We start from the raw sequence: 24,909 nt of genomic DNA, 5'->3' as shown, positions 1-24,909 counted from the left end.
AAAATAAAAAACCGCTGTCGAACGGACAACGGTTTGGGGCTAAACTTTCTTTTTTTATCAGAAACGATAACCTAGCGAAAGTTGAATCGTTCTGTTTTTGACTTCAGCATTTTTGTTGGCTTCGGTTAAACCGGCTACATAGCGCGCTTGGAGTAAGAAATGGTCGGTGATGTTGTAACCCAAACCACCGGCCAAGCCAAAATCAAAGGTTTCGCCTTCAAACTGATCTTGCACATTTTCATTGACTAAGAACGAGAATTGCGGTCCGGCTTCAAAACTCAGCTTGTTTTTAGTCAGGTAAAATTTGGCCAAAACAGGCACTGTAATATAATTGTAGTTTATGTCGTCGAAAGCCGCTCCATCTACTTTTGTTCCTTGGGATGAGTAAACCAACTCCGGTTGCAAGGATAAGTTTTCCAATACCTTAATTTCCATCAAGGCACCAAAATGAAAGCTGGTGTACGTTGAGCCCTCAACGGTGTTGCCTTCTAAATTGGCAAAATTAGCTCCGGCTTTTAATCCGAATTTCAGTGTTTGTGCTTTTAAGCCTGTTATACTGAATAACATAACGAATAAAACAATGACTCTTTTCATAGTGTAATAGTTTAAAGTTTAAATTCTATTTACAGTATAAACGGATGAAGTTGCATTTTATTATGAATCTTTATAATTAAGCGTTGCACCGCTGAGGTCTTAGATTTGGAGGGTATTTTTGATTTGTTAAGAAAAGCATAATTTTGCTGTTTAAAATGTAAAGTGTTGTATGACAGCATTTTTCGTCTTTTAAATTGTTAACAACCTTGTTAATAAGTCAAATTCCCCTGATTATTCCTATTAATCTAATCTTTTAACTTTGCCTATATTAATTTTAAAATTAAACAAACATGAAAAAAATTATTTTAACTATGGCTGCTGTATTTGCTGTATCTTTTGCAAATGCACAAGACAAAAAAGATGGAGCTTCAGGGCAAACTTCTAAAGGGAAATGGTTAGTAGAAGCTAATACTGGTAACGCTATGTTAGGTACAACTGGTTTTTACTATTCATCTCAAGACGGTAACTCAGAATACAACGTAGGTTTAGACGGAGGTTACTTTATCATGGATGATTTAGCAATCAAAGCTGGTTTAGGTTTTGGTGGTGTAAGCTTCGACGGTGGTTCTGCCAGTGCTTTTGCTTACAGATTAGGAGCTAAATACTATGTAAAAAGTATGATTCCTGTAACTTTAGACTTAACAGGAGCTTCTGGTGATGCAGTTGAGAACTTCGCTGGAGAAACTCCAATGTGGTTAGGAGTTGGAGCTGGTTACGCTTGGTTCATTGGTAACAATGTATCTATCGAGCCAGGTTTACGTTACAACCACAGTTTGAATGACAAATATACTGATAAAGCTGTTCTACAGTTCAACATCGGTTTTGCTTTACACTTCTAATAAGTGAATTGCTAAGATATGAAACCTCTCGATTCGAGAGGTTTTTTTTTGATTTAAGTTTAGCGTAGTGTGAATAAAATACTACTTTTGTCATCTAATTTTAAACATCTAATAATGAAAAAGTTTATTGTTGCTATTGTTGCCTTGTTTGGTTTTAGTTCCTTGCAAGCTCAAGAAGTTAAGTATGGATTGAAAGGCGGTTTGAACATCGCTAATTTAAATGTTGATGAAGCTGGATTTCCAAGTACCAGTTCTATTGTTAATTTTCATATTGGTGGTTATGCCGAAGTTATGATAAACAAAAAGTTTGCTTTCCAACCGGAACTTTTATATTCCGCACAAGGAGCAAAATTTGATTTTCTTTTTGATGATGGTTCAGGGAATTTATATGATACTGAAAACACATTTAAATTGTCTTATATTAATATACCTTTAATGTTCAAATACTATCCTGAAAGTAAATTTTTCTTGGAAGCCGGTCCGCAAGTTGGTTTTTTGACTTCTGCTAAGTTAAAAGTGAAAGTAGTTGGCTTTGGTTCTGATACTCAAAATATAGATGAAGCATTTAAAAGTTTGGATTTTGGTTTTAATTTGGGTGCCGGGTATAATATTTCAAAACGCGCCGTTATTAATGTACGCTATAACTTAGGTCTTTCTAATATTGGAGAAAATGCTGAAGGTGAAAACGGTAAAGTAGTCAATAGAGTGCTGTCTGTCTCGCTAGGTTGTAATTTTTAATGATATGTATCTGCAATTAAAACCTCTCTATTAGGGAGGTTTTTTTATACCCGTACATTTCGTTTCTTTGTGGTATGAACTGGAATCCGTATATTAAAAGTTTTCAATCGTATCTTAAAATAGAGCGAGGCTTGTCGAAGAATACTATTGCGAATTATACTTTCGATTTGGAGCGGTTGTGTGCTTTTTTAAACGAGAATGCTATTAGTGTGGCTCCCGAGAAGATTACGGAAGAAACCATACAACAGTTCATTTATACCGTTTCAAAAGAAGTCAATGCGCGTTCGCAAGCCAGAATCATCTCCGGATTGAAAAGTTTTTTTTCGTATTTGATTTTTGAAGATTATCGGGCCGACAGTCCGATGGAATTGATAGAAGCGCCTAAAATTGGTCGGAAATTACCCGATACCCTCACCGTAGCAGATATCGATAATTTAATAGCTGCTGTCGATTTATCTACCCCCGAAGGCGAGCGCAATCGTGCCATTTTAGAAACCCTCTACAGTTGCGGGTTGCGGGTTTCCGAACTGGTTTCGCTGAAAATCTCCGATTTGTTTTTCGACGAAGGATTTATCAAAATTACCGGTAAAGGCAACAAACAGAGATTTGTTCCGATTGCCCCAAACACGCAACGCTACATCGAGTTATACAGGAATACTGTTCGAAACCAACTTGATATTGCCAAAGGTCATGAAGATACGTTGTTCCTCAATCGCCGTGGTAAGCAGCTTACCAGAGCAATGGTGTTTACTATTGTTAAAACCTTGGCAGTTAAAATTAATTTGCAAAAAAATATCAGTCCGCATACATTACGACATTCTTTTGCGACACATTTGTTAGAAAACGGGGCTGATTTGCGCTCCATACAAATGATGCTTGGTCACGAATCAATAACAACCACAGAAGTTTATGTTCACTTAGACCGCACACATTTAACACAAATTATACATACATTTCATCCGAGAAAAAAGTAGTTTGTCGGTTTTTTGGTTATTTTGCCGCGTCAAAAAAGGCATAACCCCAAACTGTTTACCATGAGATTTAACGAAATTTTTGTAGTGGATGATGATAAGGTTCATCATTTCATGATCAAGAAACTATTGCAGAACAATCAAATCAATGTCAATCCGAGTTTTTTTGAAAACGGTTTTGAGGCTTTAAATGGTTTGAAAAGTTTACACAACAGTGGAGAAAATCTCCCCGATATGATTTTACTGGATATTAACATGCCGGTTTTAGATGGTTGGCAGTTTCTGGAAGAATTCAAGTCGATTAAAAGTGAGCTTTCTAAAGAAATAATTATACACATCATTAGCTCTTCTGAAGATACTGAGGATTTCAGTAAAGCCGAATTCTTTAAAGAAGAAATCAATAACTATTACACCAAGCCCGTAACCGGTGCGTTGATAAAAGACATATTCCAATAAAAAAGGCGACTTTTAAGGTCGCCTTTTTTTTATTTTACTTCGCAATATTTACCGCTCGGGTTTCACGAATTACCGTAATTTTTACTTGACCCGGATAAGTCATTTCGGTTTGTATTTTCTGAGAAATCTCAAACGATAAGTTGGCTGCCATATCATCGCTTACTTTTTCGCTTTCTACAATTACACGTAGCTCGCGTCCGGCTTGGATAGCATAAGCGTTTTTCACACCGTTGAAACCGAAGGCAATGTTTTCCAAGTCTTTCAAACGTTGGATATATGAATCCAATACTTGACGACGAGCGCCCGGTCTGGCTCCAGAAATCGCGTCACAAACTTGAACAATCGGCGAAATCAAATATTTCATTTCAATCTCGTCGTGGTGTGCTCCGATAGCATTGCAAACTTCTTCTTTCTCGCCGTATTTTTCAGCCCATTGCATACCTAACAAAGCGTGTGGTAAATCACTTTCGGTATCCGGCACTTTTCCGATATCGTGTAATAAACCGGCGCGTTTGGCCAATTTCACGTTCAATCCTAACTCGGCAGCCATGATACCACACAACTTTGCAACTTCGCGCGAGTGCTGTAATAAGTTTTGTCCGTAAGACGAACGGTATTTCATTCGACCAACTACTTTGATTAATTCCGGATGTAAACCGTGAATTCCTAAATCGATTACCGTACGTTTACCCACTTCGGCAATTTCTTCTTCAATTTGTTTGGTAGTTTTGGCTACCACTTCTTCAATTCTTGCCGGGTGGATTCGACCATCGGTTACCAATTTGTGTAATGACAGACGGGCGATTTCTCTTCTCACCGGATCGAAACAAGACAGGATGATGGCTTCAGGCGTATCATCTACAATAATTTCCACACCGGTAGCGGCTTCTAAAGCGCGGATATTTCTTCCTTCGCGACCGATAATTCTACCTTTCACATCGTCAGACTCAATGTTGAATACCGATACACAGTTTTCAACAGCTTCTTCGGTTCCGACGCGTTGTATGGTATTGATGATAACTTTCTTAGCTTCTTGTTGGGCTGTAAGTTTCGCTTCTTCAATGGTGTCTTGAATATGAGACATTGCTTTGGTTTTGGCTTCAGCTTTAAGGCTTTCTACCAATTGTTCGCGCGCGTCTTCAGCAGACAAGCCTGAGATTACTTCCAGTTGTTCTACTTGACTTTTGTGTAGTCTTTCTAATTCTTGGTGCTTCTTATCGAGCAACTCAATTTTAGCCTCGTATTCTTTGGTTTTGGCTTCAAAATCGTCATTGATTTTTTTAGCTTTAGCCAATTCGCTGGATACTTGCGATTCTTTGTCGCGGGTTCTTTTTTCTACTTCGGCTATTTTTTTGTCTTTGTTTAAAATCTCTTTTTCATGTTCCGATTTCAATTCCAAAAACTTCTCTTTGGCTTGCAGCAATTTGTCTTTCTTGATGTTTTCAGCCTCAATATTAGCATCTCTTAAAATTGAGCTTGCTTCTTTTTTGGCGTTTTTAATCATGTTGGAGACATTGCTTTTCTCCAGGAATTTGGCAATTCCGAAACCTCCGCCGAGTCCGGCAATTAGTGCAATTATTATTAGTGTAATTTCCATGTTTAAGTTAGTATTTATCTATAAAAAAAGCCTACATTAGGTGAATGCATAAACTCGTAAAGACAAGTTTTGAGCTAACTCACTGTTCAAGGATCCGCGGTTTCAGCGGCTTGCTTTAGTAGCGACGATTTGCTCATTCTAATTTGTTAGTGTTGAGTTTACCAATTAAAATCTAATGTAGGCAGTGTCGTAATCTATGTTAAGAACGTTATTTTTTATCGAGATAATCGAGCAATAAATCATTAATCTTTTGCAATCTTTCCTGTGTTTGCTTTCCGTCAATCGCATTGTCTACTTGCTTTTGTTCGACTTGCGAGGCAAACTGTAAAGCGCACATGGCCAATACATCTTGTTTGTCACGTACTGCATAGTTTTCCTCAAATTGCTTAATCATAGCCTCAATTTTTTTAGAAGCACTTCTCAGTCCTTCTTCTTGCGATGGGTCAACCGTTAACGGGTAAACTCTGTCGGCAATTGATAACTTTATTTTAAGCTTATTTTCCATTTTAGTCAGCTAATTGCGCAATACAATAGTCTATTTCTCGGATTAATGAATTTATTTTAAGCTTGGTCTCTCTTTTATTTTCTTCACCGCCTAGTAATGAATTCGTCATTCGAAGTGATTCACAAGTTGATTCCAACAGTTTGATTTGCTCATTTTGTTGCTGAATCAGTGCGGCAGCTTTTTGTAATTCTGTTCTCAAAGCTGCAGAATTCTCTTCCAAACTGTTTATTTTTATAAAAAGTTTTTGAATTCTACTTTCAACAGAATCAATTATTTCTGCAATTTCACTCATAAATTACTTTATTCATTACTTACTTTACAAAGTTAGGATTCTATTTTGTTTGCACAATAGTTTTGATAATTATTTATCGCTTAAATTTATTTCTTTTATAAAAATACTGTTTTTCAATGTTTTACATTTGATTTTTAATTTTCGTAAATTTTAACTTACTTTTCGTAACTTAGCTAAAACTTCTTTTTATGAAATTTATCTGGCTTTTTTGTTGCTTTTCTGCCTTAGTTTTCGCTCAAAATCAGTACCCGAAAGAGTACTTCAGATCGCCGTTAGATATTCCTTTACAGCTTTCTGGGAATTTTGGTGAGTTGCGACCGAACCATTTTCATTCGGGTTTCGATTTTAAAACCCAGCAAAAAGAAGGGCTGCCTATTTATGCTGCTGCGGATGGTTATGTATCGCGTATTAAAATAGCCGTAAATGGTTACGGAAAAGCGGTTTACATAACGCATCCTAACGGTTACACTACGGTTTACGGTCATTTGCAATCCGGTGTCGGCACTGTTGAAAAGCGAATCAAAGTCGAGCAATACCAAGCCAAATCGTATGAAATAGATGTGTATTTACCCGCGAATGATTTGCTAGTCAAAAAAGGCGAGCTTATAGCGCTATCCGGAAATACCGGTGGTTCCGACGGACCGCATTTGCATTTTGAAATTCGCGACACAGCTTCTGAAAAAATCATCAATCCGATGTATTTTGGTTTCGATGCGGTTATTACTGATTCTAAAAGGCCTAAGCTCACCCATTTATTGGTTTATCCTTTGGGTAAAAATTCCGTGGTTAATCATGCGCAACGCCCCGTTTCGGTAGCTATTGCTCAACAATCCGACGGCAGTTATATAGCCGAAAAAGTATTGGTTGACGGAAAAATCGGTTTTGGGATTACGGCTTTTGATTACGATGATGTGTCGTGGAACGGCAATGGGATTTTCCGGGTGCAAACATTCAAAAACGGCAAACTCGATTTTCGCTACCAATTCGATACTTTTTCCTTCGATGAAACCCGTTATGTCAATGCCTTGATTGATTACGGTCGGTACAAAAAAACCGGACAACGCGTTCAGCAACTTTTTGCTGAAAAACCGTATCCGTTGAGTATTATCCAACCCGGAAGCCAAAATGGAGTAATTGAAGTGGCTTCAAACGTTACTCAAAATTATAAAATTGAAATTGCCGATTTCAGTCAAAACATCACACGCGTCTTTATTCCTATTGAATATTCGCCTATGACAGTTAAAGTGGTTGAAGAACCGGTAACTTCCAAATATTGGGTTAAAGCCGATAAAGAATCGGTTTTTGCATTGGAAAATGTTACGGTTACTATTCCACCCAAAGCTTTTTTGAAAGATTTTAAAATGGATTTTGAGGTTAAAAACGGCATTGCTTATATACATGATGATGTAGAGCCGGCTTTTGCCAACTTGACCATTACTTTTGAGGACAGTTTGGCCGGCGAGTCTGATAGGAAAAAGATGTTTATCGGCACAATTAACGGTAAAAAGACCTATTATAATTATACTAAACGGCACAAAAATTCGTTTACCATTTACACCAAATATTTGGGAAGCTATCAATTGTTTAAAGACAGTATGCCGCCTAAGATTAAATCGGATAAGCGAATTGGCGGACAATGGATTAGCCAACAAAAAACATTGCAGTTTACCGTGTCGGATGATTTATCCGGCATAAAAACCTGGGAAGGATATTTGAACGGTCAATGGATTTTATTGGAATACGAGCCAAAAACCAAAAAGCTGGTCCATCATTTTGACGATGGTATAGTGGCAGAAGGCAAAAATGATTTAAAAATCATCATTACCGATAATGTTGGAAATTCTACTATCTTTGAAACACAATTTTTTAGAAGTCAAAAACTTTAAAAATACAGTTTGAAAACAAATCAATTCCTTTTTACGCTTCTTTTTTTAACGTTCACTTGCTTGGTTTCTGCCCAAAATCTTACGGCTAAGGTGGCCGGAGTAGTGTTAGACGAAAACAACAAACCGGTTGAAAATGTAAATGTCAGTTACCAAACCAAAACATCCACTACGGATAAAAACGGTTTTTACCAAATTGTGGTACCGGCCAATCAAAAAGTAGTGTTGGTTTTTACCCATACTTCGCTCAAAAGCATTACGGTAACCTTGCAATTAAAGCCGAACGAGGAATTCGAATACCACGTAATGATGAACGACAAAGCCGAGCAACTCTCGGATGTAATTATCACCAGTAACCGACGTAGAGTACAAGGCATAACCTCTATAGAACCTGAAACCATCAAAACGAACCCGAGTGCCATGCCCGGAGTGGAAAGCGTTTTGAAAGCTTTGCCGAGTGTGAATGCTAATAATGAATTGAGTTCAGGTTACAACGTTCGCGGCGGGAACTACGACGAAAACTTAGTATATGTTAACGAAATCGAAGTGTATCGTCCGTTTTTAATTCGCTCCGGACAGCAGGAGGGATTGAGTTTTACCAATACCGATATGGTGCAGAAAATTGACTTTTCCGCCGGTGGTTTTCAAGCGAAATACGGCGATAAAATGTCATCGGTTTTGGATATTACGTACCGAAAACCAACCAAATTCGGCGTAACCGCTGAAGCCAGTTTCTTGGGTGGAAGCCTAACCGGAGAAGGTATTTCTAAAAACAAAAAATGGTCGGCCATTACCGGAGTGCGTTATCGCGACAACTCACTTTTGGTAAACAGTCAGGAAACGCAAACCAATTTTCGTCCGACTTTTGTAGATGTACAAACCAATGTCAATTTTTCGCCTAACGACAAATGGCAGTTCAGTTTCCTGGGCAATGCTTCACAAAACAAGTACAACTACCAACCGTTAACCCGTCAAACCAACTTTGGAACCATAGACGAACCAATTGCGTTGCAGGTTTTTTACGACGGTCAGGAAAACGACAAATACCAAACGCTTTTCGGTGCTTTTAAGTCGTCTTACAGTCCGAGTGACATCAATAATTACCGTTTTATTACTTCGGTATATCATACGCAGGAGCAAGAGTATTTCGATATTTTTGCGGCTTATTTTTTGGGCGAAGTAGATACCAATATCGGATCGGAAACCTTAGGAGAAGTGACTTTTAACCGTGGCATAGGAACCCAGTTGAATCACGCGCGTAACGATTTGGATGCTTTAATCGTGAATGCCGAAGTGAAAGGAACGCATTTCATCAATACCAAAAAACACCAAATTGACTGGGGCATTAAATACACCCGCGAGAATTTTCGTGATCGTATTGTAGAGTGGGAAGTGATTGATTCCGCCGGGTTTTCCATCAATCCGCCAATTATTGATATTCCTAACGACCAGCCTTATAATCCCTATGTAGGACCGCTCGTACCGTATCAAAATGTCAGAGCGACTAATTTTATAGATATCGATCGTTTTTCGGGTTTTGCCCAATGGCGAACTGAAACAAAGTTAGGCAACAGCGATTTCTGGATTACCGCCGGCGCGCGTTTCCACAACTGGATGGTTTCGGGTGACGGAATTTCGAATGCAAAAAGCCAGATTGTAGTGAGTCCGAGAGCACAATTTACCTTGAAGCCCGATTGGAACCGAGACATGGTTTTTCGTTTTGCCACCGGATTGTATCATCAGCCGCCATTTTATCGAGAGTTGAGAGATTTGAACGGGATGGTAAATCCGAATGTAAAAGCCCAACAATCACTGCATTTTGTGTTGAGCAACGATTATAATTTTAAAATGAGCAAACGTCCGTTCAAGTTGGTTACGGAAGCCTATTATAAGTCGATGACCGACGTGAATACTTATACTTTGGAAAATGTGCGTATTCGTTACCGTGCCAATAACAATGCGGAAGCTTATGCTTATGGATTTGACATGCGATTGAACGGTGAGTTTGTGCCCGGGACCGAATCTTGGTTGAGTTTCGGATACATGAAAACCGAAGAAAACCAAGATGGCAGAGGGTATATAGCGCGTCCGACTGACCAACGATTGAAAGTTGGTATTTTATTCCAAGACTACATGCCGAATTTACCCAATATGAAATTGTACCTGAATTTGGTTTATAACACCGGTCTGCCGGGCGGTTCGCCATCTTATGCCGACGCCTATGTTTACCAAAGTCGTTTGCGCGATTACCGCAGAGCCGATGTCGGGTTTTCGTATGTGTTGACCGAAAGAAACAACGAGAGACCTAACGGACATTGGATCAAAAAGTTCCAAGATTTGTCGTTAGGTTTTGAAATCTTCAACTTGTTCAACAACCAAAATGCGATTACCAATACTTGGGTTCGCGATGTGTATACCAAAAACCAATACGGCATTCCGAACTATATGACGACTCGAGTATTCAATGTGAAGTTGACGGCCAAACTCTAAAAATAAATCTGTATTTTTGAAAGACAAATTGAATTGAGATGAAAAAGTACACCTTCTATATAGCCTTAGTTTTAGGTTTAACCGTGATCAGTTGTAAAAAGGAAGAAGCACCAAAACCTAAAGTGATTTATCAAGATACTTCCAAAGCTAAAACCGAAGTACCGGAAGATACTACTCAAATTGAGATTGCTGATTTACCGGTTACGATGGAAGGTACTAATTATCTCATTTTTCCGATTGGTACAATTTCGGGCGATAAAAAAGGCATTAAATCGTCTTATGATTCTAATTCGGGTTACACGGTTTCCAATTACAGCGAGTACCAAATTACCGGTTATTTAAAGAATTTAAAATTTCAGGAAATAGGGAAGGACACCATTTATGCCTTGACCGATGCTAATGTGTTGATTGAAACCGCTACTTATTTAAAATCTACGGCCGATAAGACCAAAAAGCAATTGATGGTTTATTCTGTGGCGGATATGGATACCAACAAAGACAATAAGCTGGATAATAACGATATCAAATCTTTATATCTTAGCGAGATTTCAGGGAAGAACTTTACCAAAATTTCGATGGATTTCCAAGAATTAATCGATTGGAATGTGTTGGATAATCGTCATCGTTTATATTTCAGAACGATTGAGGATACCAACAAAAACGGTGCGTTCGACAAAGAAGACCGTTTGCATTATTACTACCTCGATTTGTTAGGCAAAGAGTGGAAAGCAGTAGCGTACCAGCCGATTTAATTACTCGAACGACTGCATAGCCACCAACTTCGAATAGGTGCCGTTTTTCGCTAACAGTTCGTCGTGCGTGCCTTGCTCTACAATTTCACCTTTGTGCATTACTACAATCACATCCGCTTTTTGAATGGTTGACAAGCGATGGGCAATGACTACCGAAGTTCGGTTTTGCATCATGTTTTCCAAGGCTATTTGCACAAACTTTTCGCTTTCAGTATCTAAGGCCGAGGTGGCTTCGTCCAAAATCATGATCGGAGGATTTTTCAGCACGGCGCGGGCAATGGATAAACGTTGTTTTTGGCCGCCTGAAAGTTTGTTGCCACTGTCGCCAATGTTGGTTTCGATACCGCTCGGTAAATCTTTGACAAATTCGTAAGCATTGGCAATTTTTAAGGCTTCGATAATTTCTTCATCGGTAGCGTCTAATTTACCCAAACGAATGTTGTCTTTAATGGTGCCGTTAAACATGATGCTGTCTTGCGTTACTAAACCGGTTAGTCCGCGCAGCGATTTCATGGTTACGTCTTTAATGTTATGGTTATCAATTAGAATAGCACCTTCGTTTACATCATAAAAACGGGTCAGCAAATTGGCAATGGTACTTTTACCTGAACCCGATTGTCCTACCAAGGCGACGGTTTTTCCTTTCGGTATGGTAAGCGAGAAGTTTTTTAACACCGGTTCTTCGTTGTAAGCAAAAGTGATATTTTTCAATTCGATTTGGGTATTGAAATGCTCAATTGTTAGCGCATCAGCTTTATCGGTAATGGTATTTTTTACTTCCAATACTTCAAAGACGCGCTCCGCTGCGGCTAGTCCGTTTTTCACTTGATAAGACGCTTTGGATATGGCTTTGGCCGGTGTTAAAATGTTATACGCCAAACCGATGTAGGCAATAAACAAAGAGCCGTCGAGTGATTTTTCAACCAAAACCAAATTACCACCGTAAAATAACAACACAGAAATGACTACAATTCCCAGGAACTCCGACATGGGAGAAGCCAAATTGTTTTTCTTTCCGATACTGTTGGTGATTTTGTACAAGCGGTTAATTGAATCGTTGAAGGTTTTTGAAAAATAATTCTCGGCATTGTAGCTTTTTACCACTTTTAAACCTGATAAAGTTTCTTCTACTACCGAAATCAAGTGACCGTTTTCTTGTTGGGCTCTTTTCGATTTTGACTTAAGCGATTTTCCGATTTTGGAAATGATAAATCCTGAAATCGGGATGAAAATAAAAACGAATAAAGTTAGTTTCCAACTGATGTTAATCATGGCAATCAAAGAGAAAACAATCGTTAGCGGTTCTTTGATAATAAGTTCTAATACCATGAAAAACGAGTTTTGTACTTCGTTGATATCGCCCAGCATGCGCGCCATCATGTCACCTTTTCTTTTTTCGGAATAGTAAGGGACAGGTAATTCGATGATTTTTTTGAACATTTTTTCGCGTAAATCGCGGAGTACCCCTGTTTTTAGTTTGGTCAGATTTTGTAAGCCCAAGTAGCCAAACAGGTTTTTGAATAAAAAGGTAACAACAACTATAGCAACCGTCAACAACAAAGCATAATTAGGACCGTGTGTTTCCGAGAAATAATTGACGTAATAGAAGAGCGTATCATTTAAATATTCGTCTATATTGGTGATTCCTTTGTAAGTTGGTAATTGAGTAACTTTATCCTCATTACCGAAAAGCACTTTTAACACCGGAAAAATCATTACCATTCCGATGGTTCCGAAAAGCGCATACAAGATGTTGTGAATAACATTCCAAACAACGTTACTCTTGTACTTTTTAGCAAAAGGGATTATTTTTTTTAAATTCTCATCCATTAGTTCAACTGCATTTCCGCAATGATGTTTTTAATTTTTTCGTCCAATTGTTTTTCCGCTTCAGGGATTTCGTTTGTATTGTCAATAGCACAGTTCACGCTGAAATAGAACTTGATTTTAGGTTCGGTTCCGCTTGGTCGCGCACAAATTTTCGAACCGTCTTCCAAATAATAAATTAACACATTGGATTTCGGAACGGTTAAGGTTTCCATTTCACCGCTCAGTAGGTTTTTGGCTGTCGAGTTCTGGTAGTCTTCCACCATAATGACTCTTTGTCCGTTGATTTCAGCTACCGGTTTTTCGCGTAGGTCAATCATCATTTGTTTGATTTCGTTAGCGCCTTCAATACCCTTTTTAGTCAGAGCAATCAAATGTTCTTTGTAAAATCCGAAATTCACATACATTTGTTGCAGGTATTCGTAAACCGAACTGTTGTTTTCTTTGGCTTGGGCGGCAATTTCACACATTAGCAAAATGGCACCCACGGCATCTTTATCACGAACAGCATCGCCAACCATAAAGCCGAAACTTTCTTCGCCTCCGCCAATGAATTGCAATTCCGGAAAATCTTTGATGAATTTGGCAATCCATTTGAATCCGGTTAAGCCTACTTTACATTCTACACCGTAAGCCGAAGCCAACTCCAGCATCATAGGGGTAGAAACGATAGTAGAGCCGATAAATTGGTTGCCGTTAATTTTGCCGCCTTTGTGCCATTGTTCCAGTAAATAATGCGTCATGATGACCATAGTTTGGTTACCATTAAGCAATATCATGTTGTTTTGAAGATCACGAACCGCCACACCCAATCGGTCGCTGTCCGGATCCGTACCGAAAACAATATCGGCATTTAGTGTATCCGCTAAAGCCAACGCCATGGTTAACGCTTCCGGTTCTTCGGGATTAGGCGAAAGAACTGTTGGGAAATCACCATTGGGCTCAGCTTGTTCCGGTACTATATTTACGTCAGTATAACCTGCTTTGGCTAATACTTTCGGCACCATTTTAATAGAAGTACCGTGAAGCGAAGTGTAAACGATTTTTAGAGCCTCTCTGGCTGAAGCCGAGGTGTTAAAACTCGCGTTATTCACGGTGGAATTTACAAAAGCTTCATCTACTTCGGTATCGATATATTGAATCAAACTTTCATTGGCTTTGAAGTTGATTTCACTGTATTTCAGATTTTCAATCACTTGAATGATTTCGCCGTCTTGCGGCGGTACCAGTTGACCTCCGTCTTGCCAATATACTTTGTAGCCATTGTATTCCGGCGGATTATGAGAAGCCGTTAGAACAATGCCTGCATGACAATTCAAGTATTTTACGGCAAAAGAAAGTTCCGGAGTAGGGCGCATTTCAGAGAAAAGAAAGACCTTAATTCCGTTGGCCGAAAATACATCGGCTACTATTTTTCCTAAAATATCACTGTTGTGGCGACAATCGTAGGCGATGACCACTTTTAAGTCTTCACCCGGGAACGATTTTTTGAGGTATTCTGAAATGCCTTGGGTGTTTTTGCCCAAGGTGTATTTGTTGATTCGGTTGGTGCCTACGCCCATGATACCGCGCATACCACCGGTCCCGAATTCTAAATTTTTATAAAAACTCTCCTCTAAATTTTTGGGAGAAGTGGTCATCATTTCTTTGATTTGATCTTGCGTGTCTTGGTCGAAGGTTGGCGTCAACCATTCGTTCACTTTATCTAATATGGCTTTATCGATATGCATAATAAGGGTATTGTATTTGAGATAAATTATAAATTTACTTCAGTGGCAATTTTGTAACGCTCTTCGTTGTTTTTGGTGCGGAGAATAATTTCTCCCAAAAATCCGGCAAGGAACAATTGTGATCCTAAAATCATAGCGGTTAAGGCGATGTAGAATAGGGGATTGTCAGTCACTAAAATGGTATGAAAACCTGAGTAGAGCTTGATTAATTTTAAAGTAATGATGGCGCCGGTAGCTAAAAATCCGATGACAAACATCAGGACACCAACGGCTCCGAACAAGTGCATCGGTCTTTTGCCGTAACGCGACAAAAACCAAATCGTAATTAAATCCAAGAAGCCATTGATAAAACGACTCATGCCGAATTTGGATTCGCCGTATTTTCGGGCTTGATGGATAACAACTTTCTCACCGATTTTTCCGAAACCGGCATTTTTGGCCAATACCGGAATGTAGCGGTGCATTTCGCCGGAAACTTCGATATTTTTGATGACTACGTTTTTGTAGGCTTTTAATCCGCAATTGAAATCATTCAAATAAACGCCCGAGGTTTTACGCGCCGCCCAGTTAAATAATTTCGAAGGTAAATTTTTGGCCACTACCGAGTCGTAGCGTTTCTTCTTCCAGCCCGAAACCAAGTCGAAGTTTTGCTGCATAATCATATTGTACAAATCCGGAATTTCATCCGGACTGTCTTGTAAATCGGCATCCATAGTAATCACAACGTCGCCTTTGGCTTTGGCAAAACCGGCGTGCAAGGCTTGCGATTTTCCGAAGTTTCTCTGGAATCGGATGCCCTTTACATTGGGATTGCTTTTAGATAAATCGGCAATAATGTCCCAAGAGTTGTCAGTACTTCCGTCGTCTATAAAGATTACTTCATAGGTATAGTTGTGGGCTGTCATGACTTTGACAATCCATTGGTGTAATTCGGGTAAAGATTCCTGCTCGTTTAAAAGCGGAATGATGATAGATAGATTCATTAATTTAGAAACTTTATGGGCGTTCTTTTTTGACGATGGCACCAATAATTAACGAATAAATTAAACCTATAAAGGTATACATGACTACCGTAAATGGAACTGCAATTGCCGGACTCATAAACTTTTTGGTCCAAGAAAGTGCCATTTCAATTTGCTCTTCAGGCATTTCCGGATTTTGTTGTACCATTACATCTCTTGTTTTTCTTAAGATTTCTTCGGTGAATTCCGGAAAAATCACATTAAATATTGCAGTGAAAATACCATAAATTAAAGCACCTATAACACAAATTACTACTCCAATTTTTATGGCTTCGCCAAAAGATATAAAACCGGAGTTGATTTTGTTTTTATAATGATTACAGCCAAGTAAAATAAGTGTAATTGGCAGAACAAGAAAATTGATAAGGTTCAATGTGATGCCAAATCCTTTGTTTGTGGTCGGGTCAATATTTAAAATGTAAGAAATCACAAATTCAACAACCATAATAAGGCCAAATAATACGCCATATTGAATTGCAGATTTTGAGGGTGAAGTAGTCTTTTCCATTATGTAATGACATTATTTAAATTAATCAACAAATATAGTAATTCCGTGATTACTTAGCAGTAAGTTGAAAACAATTAAAAAAAGTTACACTTGGCTTTGATTATTATAAAAAAATTGTATTTTTGCACACTCAAATTAAAAAAACAAATAACAAAAAGTTGTAGCCAGTTTACACCTTTCCAGTAGAAAGCTTCAAAACAAACTACTTCAAAAACATAAAAAGATTTATCATGAAAAAAGGAATTCACCCGGAAAATTACAGATTAGTTGCTTTCAAAGACATGTCTAACGAAGATGTGTTCATCACTAAATCTACAGTAGAAACTAAAGAAACTATCGTTCACGAAGGTGTTGAATACCCGGTGTACAAAATGGAGATTTCCAGAACTTCTCACCCGTTCTACACAGGTAAATCTAAACTTATCGATACTGCTGGACGTATTGATAAATTCAAAAGCAAATACGCTAAACACGCAAAATAGTAGTTTCAGTGTTCAAATTTTAGAAAGACCATTCACGAAAGTGAGTGGTTTTTTTATGCAATAAACTTTGCTCCTAGACCTTGCCGAACGAATTTTTTTTACAAACTTTGAACTCGCAACTTTTTTAACTCCCAATTTCGATGAACTATATACTTTTTGACGGAACGGTACGCAATGCCTTATTGCCTTTTACCTTTACCCGACCGGTGGCCGATATTCGCGTAGGCATATTAACCATACGTGAAAAATGGGAAAAATACCTTGGCTATACCACTACTACTTTAACAGAGGAATACCTTTCGGAAAAATTCCCTATGGTAGAAATGGAAGATAATGTGATGATTAACGCTTCTTTTTTACCCAATGAAGTGTTGGTTGAACTGGTTAAGAGTTTGGAGAAAAACCAAGCCATTTTTCAAGGCGATGAAGTAGTGGCTTTTTACACCAACGATACGCAAGAAGAAGTCGATTTTGATGCCTATGAAATCATCGATTATACCGAAGAAGGTCTCAAAATTGAACACACTTGGGATATTTTTGCCAAAAACGATGCGGCGCTTCGCGAAGATTTCGAACTCATTACCGAGGACAGACATTCGCAACCCATTCCTAAAAGTGTTAATGTAATAGCTCCCGAAAATATTTTTATTGAAGAAGGCGCTAAACTAGAATTTGTGACGTTAAATGCTTCAACCGGACCGATTTATATCGGTAAAAATGCCGAAATCATGGAAGGTTCTGTCATTCGTGGTCCGTTTGCTTTGTGTGAATCGGGTAGGGTGAAATTGGCGACTAAAGTGTATGGTGCTACCACAGTTGGTCCGCATTCGGTTATAGGCGGCGAAGTGAGTAACTCGGTTTTAATGGGCTATTCCAATAAAGGACACGACGGATTTTTGGGCAATGCCGTGTTGGGCGAGTGGTGCAATATCGGGGCCGACAGCAACAACTCGAATTTGAAAAACAACTACGAAGAAGTGCGTTTGTGGAGTTATGAAACCGAAGGTTTTGCCAAAACCGGTTTGCAGTTTTGCGGTTTAATGATGGGTGATCACAGCAAATGCGGTATTAACACCATGTTTAATACCGGAACCGTAGTAGGGGTTTTTGCCAACATTTTCGGTGCCGGCTTCCCGCGCAATTTTGTGCCGAGTTTTTCTTGGGGCGGCGCGTCCGGTTTTACTACCTATATGACCAATAAGGCTTTTCAAACCGCTAAAATTGTAATGGCGCGACGCAATGTTGAATTCACTGAACAAGACGCGAACATTTTACAACACGTTTTTGAAATTACGCAGAAGTATAGGAAAGAATAGCTATTTACAGAATTTAAATTACCGCAAATTCGCAAATTATCATTTCAAATAGCGAATTTGCGGTTTTTCATTTTAACTGTTTTATTTATAGAATTTTAGTTTGTAAGTTTGCACACTCAATTTTTGACAACGATTTCATCAATTGAGCAAGCTTATGGAAAACAAACACGAGCGTCAGCGAACTGGCGAAGTAAAGAAAGTCGCCTTTTACACTTTAGGGTGCAAATTGAATTTCTCCGAAACCTCTACCATTGCGAGAAATTTTCAGGACGAAGGTTTTGAACGCGTTGACTTTGAAGAAGTGGCTGATATTTATGTCATCAACACTTGCTCGGTCACCGACAATGCCGATAAACAATTCAAACAAGTCGTAAAAAAAGCGCTTAAGCTCAACGAAAATGCTTTCGTTGCTGCTGTTGGTTGCTACGCCCAATTAAAACCTGAAGAACTGGCCGCTGTTGACGGTGTTGATTTGGTTTTGGGTGCGACCGAAAAATTCAAAATTACCGATTATCTCAACGATTTGTCCAAAAACCAAATGGGCGAAGTACATTCGTGCGAAATCGAAGAAGCCGATTTTTATGTCGGCAGTTACTCTATAGGCGACAGAACACGCGCCTTTTTAAAAGTACAAGACGGTTGCGATTACAAATGTACTTATTGTACCATTCCGCTGGCCCGAGGTATTTCTCGTAGCGATGCGTTGGACAATGTGTTGAAAAACGCCTATGAAATCTCCCAACAAGGCATTAAAGAAATTGTGCTAACCGGTGTGAATATCGGCGATTACGGTAAAGGTGAATTTGGCAACAAAAAACACGAACATACTTTCTTGGATTTGGTCAAAGCGTTAGACGAAGTGGAAGGCATTGAACGCTTGCGTATTTCTTCTATTGAACCGAATTTGTTGAAAAATGAAACTATCGAGTTTGTAGCACAAAGCCGAACTTTTGTACCGCATTTCCATATTCCGTTACAAAGTGGTAGCAACGATATTTTAAAGAAAATGAAACGCCGTTATTTACGCGAGGTGTACGTCGATAGGGTAAATAAAATCCGTGAGGTAATGCCGCACGCTTGTATCGGTGTAGATGTAATTGTGGGCTTTCCGGGCGAAACGGATGAACATTTCTTAGAAACGTATCACTTCTTAAACGAGTTGGATATTTCGTATTTACATGTCTTTACCTATTCAGAAAGAGACAATACCGAAGCCGTTTTGATGGATGGCGTAGTGCCGATGAATGTCAGAGCAAAGCGCAGTAAAATGCTTCGTGGCTTATCGGTGAAAAAACGCCGTGTTTTTTACGAAAGTCAAATTGGTACGCACAGAACGGTTTTGTTTGAAGGCGAAAACAAAGAGGGCTACATTCACGGTTTTACCGAAAACTACGTCAAAGTAAAAACGCCTTGGAATCCGGAATTGGTTAATACCTTACACGAAATTCAGCTCACGCACATCGATGAAGACGGCGCTGTCCGCATGGCTTTTACCAACGTTACCGTATAAATACAAAACCCTGATTTTTACAATCAGGGTTTCTTTTTGGTGTTAATTAACGGCTTCGACCAACCGTATGAACTCGGCTTTGTAGCCATCTTCGTCATAACTTAAGCCGGATTGTGCCAAACGTTTGATAGCGTCGGTTGATTTTTCGGAGATGTATTTGGAATCTCTCAACTTTAATCCGAACCAAGCTACGGCACTGCTGAACTTGAAGTCTTTTGAACTTTGCGCCAAGGTTACAGTGCGGTCTGCAATCGTTTTAATCATTTCGATGCTTTTTTCGCCGTCCGGTTTTTTGTAGCGGAATTTTATGGTCGCTAGTTCTTCGCTGTACTGACTTTCGCTATCGGTTTTGACTTTGGTGTACTTCAAATCCGAAGGCACAAAATCGCTGTCTACTCCAACCGGAATAATTTCATATAATGCAGTAACGGTGTGGCCACTGCCTAATTCTCCGGCGTCAATTGCGTCGTTTTTAAAATCTTCGGCTTTTAGTTTTCGGTTTTCATAGCCAATCAAGCGGTAGGCTTGTACGTGTTTCGGGTTGAACTCAATTTGGATTTTTACATCTTTGGCAATGGCGAATAACGAACCTTTGAATTCCCTACCTAAAAAGCGATTGGCTTCTTGGATGTTGTCGATGTACGCATAATTACCGTTGCCTTTGTCGGCTAAGATTTCCATTTTGCTGTCTTTGTAGTTGCCCATGCCGTAACCCAATACCGTCAAAAAGATACCCGATTTTCTTTTTTCTTCAATTAAGTCTTCCATGTCAGCGTCGGAGGATTTGCCTACATTAAAATCACCGTCGGTGGCCAAAATCACACGGTTATTACCATCCTTGATGAAGTTTTGTTTGGCCAATTGGTAAGCCAACTCAATGCCTTCGCCACCGGCTGTGCTACCACCGGCATTTAAGTTGTTAAAAGCTTCGAAGATGGTCTCTTTATCTTCGCCCGAAGTAGGTTCTAGAACTACACCTGCGGCACCGGCATAGACTACAATTGAAACTTTGTCTTTGGCGCGTAATTCTTTTACCAATACTTTCATCGATTCTTTGAGCAAAGGCAATTTATTCTCGTCGCTCATCGAACCGGAAACATCTACTAAGAAAACCAAGTTGGATGGCGGTAAGTTATGAGTTGGGATATTTTTACCTTGTAAACCAATGCGCAATAATTTATGCTTTGCATTCCAAGGACTTTCGCTATACTCAGTGTTGATGGAAAACGGATGCTCGTCTACCGGTTGCGGGTATTGGTATTTGAAAAAGTTGACCATTTCTTCCACGCGAACGGCATCTTTAGGAACGGGTTGGCCGTTGTTGATGAATCGGCGGATGTTGGTGTAAGCGGCATTGTCAACATCAATAGAGAAAGTCGATAATGGAGCTGTTTTAGGGGATTCAAAAGGGTTTTCTATAAGCTCGGCATAGCTTTCCGTGTTTTCGTTGGCAGTAACTGCATCGTCGGGATTGGGGAGTAACATTTCACTGTCGGCAGCTTCCACGGCTGTGGTGTCGGCGACGGTTTCGTATTGCATGGAGCCTTGTTTACAGCCGGCAAAAATAAGCATGACAAGGACTGCTGAAAAAAAATGAACTTTTTTCATGAGAATAAGTTTTTAGAAAATTAATACTGATTGTTTAACTAAAAATAATGGTCAGCATTCCGGATTTGCCATGAGAATTATTTCTTATTTGGCACATCCAAAATTGATGCCAAAAAATTAAGCCAATCTTAAGACTGAGGTTTAAAGGTCTAAAATTCCCTATTTTGCTAAAGTTTTTATCCGAAAGATTTTAAGCTGATTTTCAATACTTATAGTGAAAACGAATCTTAGTAATTCGGAAAACAGTCTCGCTATATTGTTCTATGAACTCAAATTTGTGTCGGCCTAATTGTTGGAAAGCCACTATTCGGTCAGCCGAAATTTCGTAATACATATTACTGCCTTCCATCATAAATTTATCGCCGGTTTTGCGATAAGCGGAACGAATCAGATCAAATTCGGAGAGATTCCATGTCGTGTGATTGGCATCTAAATTATGAATATCGGTACATAGTCCTTCCGTAATTTCAGTTTTGGAACCGTAGTATTTATCGATGTTTTCGAAGTAGTGGATAATTTCTTGTCGGAAGTCGGCTGTATTCATTGTATAAAAATACTAAAATCCATAAAAAAAAAGTCGCCTTGAGAGCGACTTTACTATAAAGTATTTTGAATTTAGATTTTGATTCCCGGAGGTAACAAATCTTTGTACGTCGAGTTTTTTCTAAAGAAAAGCGCAATTTTAGGTAAAATCGGTACTACTTTTAACTTGCGTTCGTAGGCGATTTCCATAATGTTTTTCAGCAATTCATTAATCAATTCTTCATCATTAAAGCCGTCAAAAGTATTAATTCTGGTCAGGAATATTTTTTTCTCTTGAAACGAATATTCAACAGAAATCAATTTCCCGTCAACCAATATTTCAAATTGTCGAGCAAAGGTGTTGTCTTTAATTTCCATTTTTTCTGAAATTAACGTTGTGTTCATCATCAAGTAAAATAAAAGGATTATTTTTAGGCAAATTTACGAATAAATAACTAGTCTACGGTTAAATAATGGCTAAAATACACGTTTACTTCATGCCGGGTTTGGCGGCTAGCCCTACTATTTTTGAACGCATTCAACTGCCGACCGACCTTTTTGAAATGCATTTGCTGGAGTGGGAAATCCCTATGGATAAAGAGAGTTTACAAGCTTATGCCAAGCGAATGGCTCAAAAAGTAATTCATGAAAATCCGGTCTTGATAGGCGTTTCTTTCGGCGGTATTTTGGTTCAGGAAATGAAAGCCTTTTTGCAACCGAAAAAAGTAATTATCATTTCGAGTGTGAAAGCGAATTTTGAATTTCCGCGTCGTTTTAAAATCGCCAAAACTACTAAAGCGTACAAGCTTATCCCTACGCAATTGTTTGAAAATGTCGAGATGCTGATGAAGTTTTCTTTTGGATCTTCCATCATCAAACAACGATTGGTGTTGTATGAAAAGTTTTTGTCGGTTCGCAACAAGCATTATCTGGATTGGTCTATTGAACAAATCATCAATTGGGAACGAAAAGAAATCGATCCTGAAATTATTCACATCCACGGCGATGCCGATGAGGTTTTTCCTCCCAAATACATCAAAGAATTTATCTCAGTAAAAGGCGGAACACATATCATGATTTTGAGTAAATACAAATGGTTAAACGAAAATTTACCTAAAATTATCTTAGAGAAGTAGTCGTTTAGGCTCGTTTTTTGTAGCTTTACAATTCCAACGCTATTGTCATTGCAATTCAAAAAAAATAGGGTTATGAAAACGAATAAAATCTTAGTATCCGTGCTGGTCATAGGGGTATTGTCCGGCGTTTTGGTTTACGGGATTTCCGGAACTGAAAAAGAAAAATTACTGCACGAAGGTTCCGCTATGTACTTCCCGTCTGAAGTGGATTTTGCGGGCGAAAAAGCACCGTTGCAAATTTCCGATGTTCGCGAACGTTTGGATAGAGAATTGTTAATTAATGCCAATCTCGATGCCACGACAGCGCTCATAATTAAAAGAGCCAATCGCGTATTTCCTATCATAGAACCGATTTTGGCCAAATACGGCGTACCGGACGATTTTAAATATTTAGCCGTAATCGAAAGTGGTTTGGTTAACGCTGTTTCTTCTGCCGGAGCACGAGGTGTATGGCAATTTATGCCCGAAACCGCTAAGGAAAAAGGTATGGAGGTGAACGATGTAGTTGATGAAAGATACCATTTGGAAAAATCCACCGAAGCGGCTTGTCGTTATTTATTGGTAGCGAAAGAAAAGTTCGGTTCTTGGACTTTAGCGGCAGCTTCCTATAACGGTGGTATGAACGGTATCAATAAGAGAATAGAGGAACAAAAAGTGAACAACTATTACGATTTGGCGCTTACCGAAGAAACTTCGCGCTACGTATTCCGAATTTTAGCACTCAAAGAAATCATGCGTCAACCGGCTAAATACGGCTTCAGTATTTACAGCAGTGATTTGTACACCCGAATTCCGACTAAAAAAGTACCGGTAGACAGTTCCATCACCGATTTAACCGGATTTGCCATTTCACAAGGGATTAATTATAAGATTCTGAAAATCCACAATCCGTGGCTGCGCGATAAAAAGTTGGTCAATCCAACCAAAAAGCGCTATGAAATTGAAATTCCGCTGGAAGGCTATTAAGGGAGATTTCTTAGATTTTTAGAAAATTAGATTACTTAGATACTAAAATGAAAAACCATCCTGAATATCAGGATGGTTTTTTATTGTCTAAACGGTCTAAGTCAGTCTAAGAAGTCTAATTAAATCTTTTTCAACTGCTCTTTCATCATTTTAATCTGATCGTTCAGCATGTTTTGCTTGTCTAATTTTTTGGCTTCGTTCAACAAAGTCGTCGCTTCCATTTTGCGTCTTTTCGACATGGCAATACCGGCTAAGTTCAGTTTAGCAACCGCTAAGTCCATATCCATGCTCAAGCCCAATTCAATCGCTTTTCTAAAGTATTTTTCCGATTGGTGTAAGTTGGTTTGCGATGTCATCAAACCGTGTAAGTAGTTGTAATAGCCTTGTTGTTTTCTAACCAAAGCCGTTTCCGGATTTTTAATTTTATCTAACCATTTTTTGGCGCCGGCAAAATCCTGTTTTCTCAATTTTAGGAAAGCCATCAAAATAAATTCGTTCTTATAGTACAAAAAGATTGGAATGGCAGTCAGTAAAATCAAGAAAATACCATTACCGATATTACTTTCCGTGAATTGCCAAATGGCGGTGGCAACCAATAAAGCCGCTATAATTAATTTGATAAATCTGTGAAACATGTCTTTTATTTTTATGAGGCACAAAGGTAGTAAAATGAATTAAAAATATTTTTAAAAAAGTTCTTGTCGGAAAAAAAAAGGTTTGTATATTTGCACTCGGTTTTGAAAGAACCAACCAAAACAGAATATTACACGATTTTAAAGATATACAGCAATGAGCAAAAGAACGTTTCAACCATCGAAAAGAAAAAGAAGAAATAAACACGGATTTATGGACAGAATGGCTTCAGCAAATGGAAGAAAGGTCCTTGCGCGTCGTAGAGCTAAAGGAAGACATAAATTGACTGTATCTTGTGAACCAAGACACAAAAAATAATGATTCTTTATCAATCAATATCAAGCCGTTACTTTTATTAGTAGCGGCTTTTTTTTAAACCTGTTCATAAATATTGATAATTTTCAGGAGCTATTTCCCGCTGTTCGTTACAATCTTTTTATTTTTATACTTCGACTGCGCTCAGTATGGCAAATAAAAAGGATTTCCACTGCCATCGGGGCTAGAACCAAATACAACAACACAACTAACTAAC

25 protein-coding genes and 1 other RNA gene are annotated in these 24,909 nt (G+C 38.7%); 13 read left to right on the top strand and 13 right to left on the bottom strand.

The window, feature by feature from the left end; all coding sequences use genetic code 11:
• Positions 1 to 57: 57 nt before the first annotated feature.
• Positions 58 to 594, bottom strand: a complete 537-nt coding sequence (locus Q0M21_RS07575; RefSeq protein WP_295336561.1) for a porin family protein — start codon at positions 592 to 594, stop codon at positions 58 to 60.
• A 290-nt stretch (positions 595 to 884) separates the two neighbouring features.
• Between Q0M21_RS07575 and Q0M21_RS07570 the strand changes: the two genes are divergently transcribed.
• From Q0M21_RS07570 to Q0M21_RS07555, 4 genes are all read left to right on the top strand, one after another.
• Positions 885 to 1,433, top strand: a complete 549-nt coding sequence (locus tag Q0M21_RS07570; RefSeq protein ID WP_295336558.1) for a hypothetical protein — start codon at positions 885 to 887, stop codon at positions 1,431 to 1,433.
• Between the two features lie 114 nt (positions 1,434 to 1,547).
• A complete protein-coding gene (locus tag Q0M21_RS07565; protein WP_295336555.1) occupies positions 1,548 to 2,171 on the top strand; it encodes a porin family protein in 624 nt (207 codons plus the stop codon).
• Between the two features lie 74 nt (positions 2,172 to 2,245).
• Positions 2,246 to 3,145: a site-specific tyrosine recombinase XerD gene (gene xerD / locus Q0M21_RS07560; RefSeq protein WP_295336552.1), complete on the top strand. Its 900-nt coding sequence runs from the start codon at positions 2,246 to 2,248 to the stop codon at positions 3,143 to 3,145.
• 60 nt (positions 3,146 to 3,205) lie between these two features.
• Positions 3,206 to 3,598, top strand: a complete 393-nt coding sequence (locus Q0M21_RS07555) for a response regulator (RefSeq protein WP_295336549.1) — start codon at positions 3,206 to 3,208, stop codon at positions 3,596 to 3,598.
• A 34-nt stretch (positions 3,599 to 3,632) separates the two neighbouring features.
• Here the strand turns inward: Q0M21_RS07555 and rny are convergent, their stop codons facing one another.
• From rny to Q0M21_RS07535, 4 genes are all read right to left on the bottom strand, one after another.
• Positions 3,633 to 5,195, bottom strand: coding sequence for a ribonuclease Y (gene rny, locus Q0M21_RS07550; protein WP_295336546.1), 1,563 nt, complete (start codon positions 5,193 to 5,195; stop codon positions 3,633 to 3,635).
• A 50-nt stretch (positions 5,196 to 5,245) separates the two neighbouring features.
• Positions 5,246 to 5,353: non-coding RNA, 6S RNA (gene ssrS / locus Q0M21_RS07545), on the bottom strand.
• Between the two features lie 50 nt (positions 5,354 to 5,403).
• The gene (locus Q0M21_RS07540) at positions 5,404 to 5,700 is read right to left on the bottom strand and encodes a cell division protein ZapA (RefSeq protein ID WP_295336543.1); all 297 of its coding nucleotides are present in this window, start codon (positions 5,698 to 5,700) and stop codon (positions 5,404 to 5,406) included.
• A 1-nt stretch (position 5,701) separates the two neighbouring features.
• The gene (locus Q0M21_RS07535) at positions 5,702 to 5,992 is read right to left on the bottom strand and encodes a hypothetical protein (RefSeq protein WP_295336540.1); all 291 of its coding nucleotides are present in this window, start codon (positions 5,990 to 5,992) and stop codon (positions 5,702 to 5,704) included.
• Positions 5,993 to 6,180: 188 nt separating this feature from the next.
• On the opposite strand from Q0M21_RS07535, the gene Q0M21_RS07530 reads away from it, so the two are divergent.
• From Q0M21_RS07530 to Q0M21_RS07520, 3 genes are read left to right on the top strand one after another with little or no spacing between them, the layout of a single operon-like run.
• Positions 6,181 to 7,878 (top strand): M23 family metallopeptidase, encoded by a 1,698-nt coding sequence (locus tag Q0M21_RS07530; protein WP_295336536.1) that lies wholly within the window; start codon positions 6,181 to 6,183, stop codon positions 7,876 to 7,878.
• Positions 7,879 to 7,887: 9 nt separating this feature from the next.
• On the top strand, positions 7,888 to 10,365 hold the full coding sequence (locus Q0M21_RS07525; protein WP_295336531.1) for a carboxypeptidase-like regulatory domain-containing protein: 2,478 nt from the start codon (positions 7,888 to 7,890) through the stop codon (positions 10,363 to 10,365).
• Between the two features lie 38 nt (positions 10,366 to 10,403).
• Positions 10,404 to 11,117 carry a hypothetical protein gene (locus Q0M21_RS07520; protein WP_295336528.1) on the top strand — a complete coding sequence of 238 codons (714 nt, stop codon included), beginning with the start codon at positions 10,404 to 10,406 and terminating at the stop codon, positions 11,115 to 11,117.
• Here Q0M21_RS07520 and Q0M21_RS07515 read toward each other — a convergent pair whose 3' ends face one another.
• The 4 genes from Q0M21_RS07515 to Q0M21_RS07500 are packed head-to-tail and all read right to left on the bottom strand — an operon-like array spanning position 11,118 to position 16,204.
• Positions 11,118 to 12,947 carry an ABC transporter ATP-binding protein gene (locus Q0M21_RS07515; protein WP_295336525.1) on the bottom strand — a complete coding sequence of 610 codons (1,830 nt, stop codon included), beginning with the start codon at positions 12,945 to 12,947 and terminating at the stop codon, positions 11,118 to 11,120.
• The gene (locus Q0M21_RS07510) at positions 12,947 to 14,674 is read right to left on the bottom strand and encodes a phospho-sugar mutase (RefSeq protein WP_295336522.1); all 1,728 of its coding nucleotides are present in this window, start codon (positions 14,672 to 14,674) and stop codon (positions 12,947 to 12,949) included. Before Q0M21_RS07510 ends, Q0M21_RS07515 begins: the two co-directional genes overlap by 1 nt.
• A 26-nt stretch (positions 14,675 to 14,700) precedes the next feature.
• Positions 14,701 to 15,657: a glycosyltransferase family 2 protein gene (locus Q0M21_RS07505; protein WP_295336519.1), complete on the bottom strand. Its 957-nt coding sequence runs from the start codon at positions 15,655 to 15,657 to the stop codon at positions 14,701 to 14,703.
• Between the two features lie 13 nt (positions 15,658 to 15,670).
• Positions 15,671 to 16,204: a DUF4199 domain-containing protein gene (locus Q0M21_RS07500; RefSeq protein WP_295336516.1), complete on the bottom strand. Its 534-nt coding sequence runs from the start codon at positions 16,202 to 16,204 to the stop codon at positions 15,671 to 15,673.
• A 230-nt stretch (positions 16,205 to 16,434) separates the two neighbouring features.
• Between Q0M21_RS07500 and Q0M21_RS07495 the strand changes: the two genes are divergently transcribed.
• The 3 genes from Q0M21_RS07495 (at position 16,435) to mtaB (ending at position 19,512) form a co-directional block, all read left to right on the top strand.
• A complete protein-coding gene (locus Q0M21_RS07495; protein ID WP_290875361.1) occupies positions 16,435 to 16,686 on the top strand; it encodes a type B 50S ribosomal protein L31 in 252 nt (83 codons plus the stop codon).
• Between the two features lie 140 nt (positions 16,687 to 16,826).
• Positions 16,827 to 18,002: a GlmU family protein gene (locus Q0M21_RS07490; protein ID WP_295336512.1), complete on the top strand. Its 1,176-nt coding sequence runs from the start codon at positions 16,827 to 16,829 to the stop codon at positions 18,000 to 18,002.
• Between the two features lie 154 nt (positions 18,003 to 18,156).
• A complete protein-coding gene (gene mtaB, locus Q0M21_RS07485) occupies positions 18,157 to 19,512 on the top strand; it encodes a tRNA (N(6)-L-threonylcarbamoyladenosine(37)-C(2))-methylthiotransferase MtaB (RefSeq protein WP_295336509.1) in 1,356 nt (451 codons plus the stop codon).
• Between the two features lie 42 nt (positions 19,513 to 19,554).
• On the opposite strand, the gene Q0M21_RS07480 is transcribed toward mtaB, so the two are convergent.
• The 3 genes from Q0M21_RS07480 to Q0M21_RS07470 form a co-directional block, all read right to left on the bottom strand.
• Positions 19,555 to 21,120 carry a VWA domain-containing protein gene (locus tag Q0M21_RS07480; protein WP_295336506.1) on the bottom strand — a complete coding sequence of 522 codons (1,566 nt, stop codon included), beginning with the start codon at positions 21,118 to 21,120 and terminating at the stop codon, positions 19,555 to 19,557.
• A 202-nt stretch (positions 21,121 to 21,322) separates the two neighbouring features.
• The gene (locus tag Q0M21_RS07475; RefSeq protein WP_295336503.1) at positions 21,323 to 21,664 is read right to left on the bottom strand and encodes a hypothetical protein; all 342 of its coding nucleotides are present in this window, start codon (positions 21,662 to 21,664) and stop codon (positions 21,323 to 21,325) included.
• 71 nt (positions 21,665 to 21,735) lie between these two features.
• Complete coding sequence (locus Q0M21_RS07470) at positions 21,736 to 22,020, bottom strand: N-acetyltransferase (RefSeq protein WP_295336500.1); 285 nt, start codon at positions 22,018 to 22,020, stop codon at positions 21,736 to 21,738.
• A 95-nt stretch (positions 22,021 to 22,115) separates the two neighbouring features.
• Between Q0M21_RS07470 and Q0M21_RS07465 the strand changes: the two genes are divergently transcribed.
• Together Q0M21_RS07465 and Q0M21_RS07460 are read left to right on the top strand one after the other, a co-directional pair.
• The gene (locus Q0M21_RS07465) at positions 22,116 to 22,778 is read left to right on the top strand and encodes an alpha/beta hydrolase (protein ID WP_295336497.1); all 663 of its coding nucleotides are present in this window, start codon (positions 22,116 to 22,118) and stop codon (positions 22,776 to 22,778) included.
• 72 nt (positions 22,779 to 22,850) lie between these two features.
• On the top strand, positions 22,851 to 23,744 hold the full coding sequence (locus Q0M21_RS07460; protein ID WP_295336494.1) for a lytic transglycosylase domain-containing protein: 894 nt from the start codon (positions 22,851 to 22,853) through the stop codon (positions 23,742 to 23,744).
• 119 nt (positions 23,745 to 23,863) lie between these two features.
• Here Q0M21_RS07460 and Q0M21_RS07455 read toward each other — a convergent pair whose 3' ends face one another.
• Positions 23,864 to 24,379, bottom strand: a complete 516-nt coding sequence (locus Q0M21_RS07455; protein ID WP_295336491.1) for a DUF2892 domain-containing protein — start codon at positions 24,377 to 24,379, stop codon at positions 23,864 to 23,866.
• A gap of 154 nt (positions 24,380 to 24,533) precedes the next feature.
• On the opposite strand from Q0M21_RS07455, the gene rpmH reads away from it, so the two are divergent.
• Positions 24,534 to 24,695 (top strand): 50S ribosomal protein L34, encoded by a 162-nt coding sequence (rpmH, locus tag Q0M21_RS07450; protein ID WP_007136275.1) that lies wholly within the window; start codon positions 24,534 to 24,536, stop codon positions 24,693 to 24,695.
• Positions 24,696 to 24,909: the final 214 nt, after the last annotated feature.

Source organism: Flavobacterium sp. (genome assembly GCF_024710485.1).
Lineage (GTDB): Bacteria > Bacteroidota > Bacteroidia > Flavobacteriales > Flavobacteriaceae > Flavobacterium.
Note: the sequence above shows the minus strand (reverse complement) of the source record. Positions and strands in the feature narration are given on the sequence as shown.